General features: G+C 66.3%; 4 protein-coding genes and 1 pseudogene. 2 read left to right on the forward strand and 3 right to left on the reverse strand.

What is annotated here, in order from left to right; genetic code table 11:
- Positions 1-183 precede the first annotated feature (183 nt).
- Both AB0J08_RS41180 and AB0J08_RS41185 read left to right on the forward strand, forming a co-directional pair.
- A pseudogene (locus AB0J08_RS41180) lies at positions 184-312 on the forward strand (family 1 glycosylhydrolase); the annotation flags it as partial.
- A 442-nt stretch (positions 313-754) separates the two neighbouring features.
- Positions 755-1,366: a hypothetical protein gene (locus tag AB0J08_RS41185; RefSeq protein ID WP_360645205.1), complete on the forward strand. Its 612-nt coding sequence runs from the start codon at positions 755-757 to the stop codon at positions 1,364-1,366.
- A 16-nt stretch (positions 1,367-1,382) separates the two neighbouring features.
- On the opposite strand, the gene AB0J08_RS41190 is transcribed toward AB0J08_RS41185, so the two are convergent.
- From AB0J08_RS41190 to AB0J08_RS41200, 3 genes are all read right to left on the reverse strand, one after another.
- Positions 1,383-2,474, reverse strand: a complete 1,092-nt coding sequence (locus AB0J08_RS41190) for a hypothetical protein (protein ID WP_360645208.1) — start codon at positions 2,472-2,474, stop codon at positions 1,383-1,385.
- A gap of 334 nt (positions 2,475-2,808) precedes the next feature.
- Positions 2,809-3,651, reverse strand: coding sequence for a hypothetical protein (locus tag AB0J08_RS41195; protein ID WP_360645211.1), 843 nt, complete (start codon positions 3,649-3,651; stop codon positions 2,809-2,811).
- The coding region (locus AB0J08_RS41200) for a hypothetical protein (protein ID WP_360645214.1) at positions 3,651-3,880 on the reverse strand (230 nt) is incomplete at its 5' end. The genes AB0J08_RS41195 and AB0J08_RS41200, both read right to left, overlap by 1 nt.

Raw genomic sequence — 3,880 nt, forward strand, 5'->3', positions numbered from 1 at the left:
TCCCGCCGAGGCCCGCCACAACGCCACCGCGTCCGACCGGAACTCCGCACTGTACTTCGATGGCCTCGCCATGTAGATCTTCACCTTCCTGGACTAACAAGATCCATTGTCAGGTGTGTCCACACCGCGGGGGTCACCTCAGGACAGCCTGGCAGGCCAGTAAGGTGACAGGGTGTTCGACGGGCTGAGGGCTACCACCAGCGATTCGGCCTGGTGCATGTCGACTTCGAGACGCAGGAGCGCACGCCCAGGGCCTCGTACGCCTGGTACCGCGACCTGATGACCGCTCATCGAGCTAACAAGCAGGCGTAGTTGGGATTAGTTTGCTGTGGTGTGTATGGCCTCTCGGTAATGGCCGAGAGGCCATCCGTACGGTGCGGCCTGCAGCAGCCGTACCCCAGACACTGCGCATAAGACAGGGTGTTCGACAGGTTCACAGCCCATTGCTAATGGTTAACCGTCGGTCTGTTGCGTGCCGACGGGCCGTCTTGCGGTTCCGAGGCCCGCAACGGGGAATTGGTGAGCCTCGTGCGTCAGAGCGGGGCTCAGGGCCGGGCGATCCCGGCTGCGATGTGCTCCAGACCATTCCGTCCTCATCGGGGGCGGGCCCGCCCGCGCCCGATGAGCGAAAGCCCCGCGTCGTCGAGGATCCGGCCTCCAGTTGCTTGCCATCGTCAACGATGTCTACCTCGTACGGGGTTCGAGCGGGGGAGTTCCTGGCCGTCACACCAGCCGGTAGGGCAGGGTGGCACCCATGGCAGGTTTGGCGAATCCCGCGGCGTGGCGCTCGGTACGCGAAGCGGCGTTGCCGCAGGTGTCTTCGGAGAGTGAAGCCGCCGTGTTCTCGGTCCTGGGCGCCCGCGCCCTCCTGCTCTATCGGGTCGATGAGGCCGAGCGCCGTAGGCGGCAGGCGGTTGGTGCCGAGCGGCTGGACAGCATCCCCGTGCTGGAGTGCCTGCTCGGCCTTCCGGTCGGTCTTCCGGTCCCGGTAGGTTCCCTCCCGGACCAGGCCGAGGTTCGTGACCTCCCGCGAGGAGCTGCCGAATGGGAAACGGATCTGGTGACGCGCCGGGCGGTCCGGCCGCTCGTTGTTGACCTCGCGGTTGTTCGGGCCGCCGGTTGGCGGACGGGTCTGGAACGAGCAGGCCGGTTCGCACCGTTCTGCCGCCGGGCTGTCCTGCTCGACGAGGTCCCGCACGTACGGTTGGACGAGATCCTGGCGGAGGCCGCCTTCTACGGCATCGGCGTGCTCGTGAATGAGCCGGACAGGATTCGGATCGCTCTGGAACCCGAGGCGTACCGGCCACAGCGGCACACCTCCGCGGCCTGGCACTTCGTCGAGGAGCTGTACGGACGACTGGTATGAGCCGTCCGTCCGCCCGTCAGTCGGCTCCCGCGCCGGCCGGTGCCGAGGGCGCGGCATCGAGGAGGGACCACCTCAGCAATTGCGGCGGGACCTTGAAGCCGTTCGGCTGCTGGACGGCGGCATTGACAAGCGGATACCGGTCCACTGCGGCTCGGCAGCGCTCCTGCCACCACCGCTGGCGCTCTGGCCCAGCCTCTAGGGTCTGCATCGTCTGGTGCCAGGACATCAGTACGGCCGTGTTGTGCTGTGCTGCCGACCGGACGTCGCGGTTGCTCGGGAAGCTGTCCAACGCCCGATGTCCACAGGCAGCGCACTCGCATACAGGTGCGTGCGTCGCGGCGAAACGGCGGGCGAGGGTCTTGCCGAGGAACAGGGCCATCAACTCGGGGAACAGTACGGCCGGGGAGTCGGCGAACCCGGAACTCTTCGCAGGCTCACCGGGCGGGACGACGTGCCGGAAACGCCCAGACAGCCCGTAGGCGGCGAACACCGCGCCCCGTGCCAGTGCTCCGAACGCCGCGAGATCGGCCCGCAGCAGCGCGGTTCCCGGTACCTCGGTCAGTACCCGCGCCAGCCCGGCCAGCGCGTCGGGGAAACTCGCCAGCGGGTCCAACTGGCCACCGAGCATGACGGCTTTCATACCCGGTGCCGCGCTCACTTCTTCGATGAGGCGACCGACCAGGTCGTCGTGCAGCCAGCCGACGTCGATCGGGAGGGTGAGTACGATCCGGGGGTCCTCCCGCGCCACCACATCGCGTACAGCCGCTCGTGCGGCGGCCGTGTCCCCGGCTCGGAGGTATCCAGTCGGCGTGAGCGCCGCCGTCGCGCCGACGGCGAGCTGCTCCTGGACTGCTTGGCCGAGCGGATCTGCTGTGGGCAGCTCGTCGGTTCGCGAGAGGAATGGCTCGCTCGCTGTCGCGACGGCGTTCTCGTAGAAAGCCGGGTCGGCGATGAGCACGCCTGCGTAGTCGTCGTCCCGCAGCTCCGACGCCTTCCGGAGGGCCTTCGGTCCACTGATCACGAGCCCGCTGCGGGTGGGGTCCAGCTGGTCCCGTACGAACCCCACCCGGGACGCGTCCACCTGGATCAGCAGCCGATCGGTGAGCAACTCCGTGCGACTAAAACGGTCTTGGCTGACAATACGGGACCTCGAACGTCGGGAGGACCTACGAGGGCGGGGGAGTGGAACGGAGGAGTCGGACATGGCCTCGCCTTCAACTCGGCGGAAACACTCGACGACGTACTCGTGGCTCTAGTGTACGGAGCGGACTGACACTCCGCGGTTCGTGGTAATTCCAATGGCCTTAGGAAACACAGGAGTTGGTCGATGGTCGGCTGGCCGAAGGCCGGACGACATCATGTTCTGCGAGGCGCAGGAGACGTCGTGCGGTTGGTGCTGTGACCTGATCGCTGTCCACCAGGTGCGATATGCCGGGCAGTGGTCAGTCCAGGCGGCTCGACTCGAGATCGTTGAGGACGGCGAGGACCGGGCCCCAGCACATCATGACGGTGTCGTGATCGGGATCGATCCCGCGTTCTCGCTGCTGACGAAGGTGGACGAAGTTGCGGTACTCGCGGACGATTTTCATGAAGTCGTGAGCGTCGACCTGAATCCAGCTTCGGGACCGTGCGGTATCCAGTAGCAGTGCGAGGCTGGCCTTGGCCGCCAGCACCGGCCTTCCTCCGTTGGGATTCGGGAACCCCTGGGCCAGGCTCGGGTCGCGTTTGGTCAGCACATCGAGCAGTAGACCTTCGGTGAAGCTTCCGATGCCGATGAGAGCGAAGACGTACGCTCCGTTGTCCGCGCAGATACGAGTCTCGTTCACTCGCTGCATGAGCTGACGCGTGATCTCGTCGCTGCTGACCAGTCGTCGGACACGTGCCTCCAAGTCCTCAGGCGGACTGAAGGTGGTCGAGCGGCCGTCCTGGCCGAGCGCACCCACCATCGGGCGGCCGCCAACGTAAGTGATCGACAGTTGCTCTGCGGCGAGGATCTGGTTGAGACCCTGCCGGAGTAGGTCGGCGGACGCCATGCCGTCGTCGTACTCCAGCGGGTCGCAGATACGACCCAGGAAGCGGCTGACGGCGGCTTCGTCACTGGCCGACTCCGTGATCGTCTCGGTCAGCCAGGACACCCGCGCCGTGCCGTCGTACTCGACGGACACCGGCCATGCCGCTCGTTTCAGCAGCTCGGCGAGCTGGTAGCCGGGGCGTTCGAAGGGGCCGTCCATGTCCACGACGAGTCGCGCGATGCGTTGGATGGTCATGGGATCGAGCAGGGCCATCAGATGTGCTCCTTGTCCACGAACTGCTGAGAGTGATCGAAGGCCTGGTTGAGGCGTTCGACGATGATCCGTCCTCGCTTCCGGAAGCCGAGTTCGGTCATGGCCTGACTGATCCGGGTGTCACGGTCGAGCTGGTACTGAACTTGATTGGGTGATGTCGGGGCTGTTCGCCTGACGGTGGGGCTGTGGATCCGGTAGCCCTGGGGCATGAGGTACGCGCAGGGCGGCG

The sequence above is a fragment of the Kitasatospora sp. NPDC050463 genome (genome assembly GCF_040655255.1).
GTDB lineage: Bacteria > Actinomycetota > Actinomycetes > Streptomycetales > Streptomycetaceae > Kitasatospora.

Excerpts from the sequence above, each read along its gene's own strand:
- AB0J08_RS41185 (WP_360645205.1), top strand. The coding sequence starts at position 755 with ATGGCAGGTTTGGCGAATCCCGCGGCGTGGCGCTCGGTACGCGAAGCG.
- AB0J08_RS41195 (WP_360645211.1), bottom strand. The coding sequence starts at position 3,651 with ATGGCCCTGCTCGATCCCATGACCATCCAACGCATCGCGCGACTCGTC.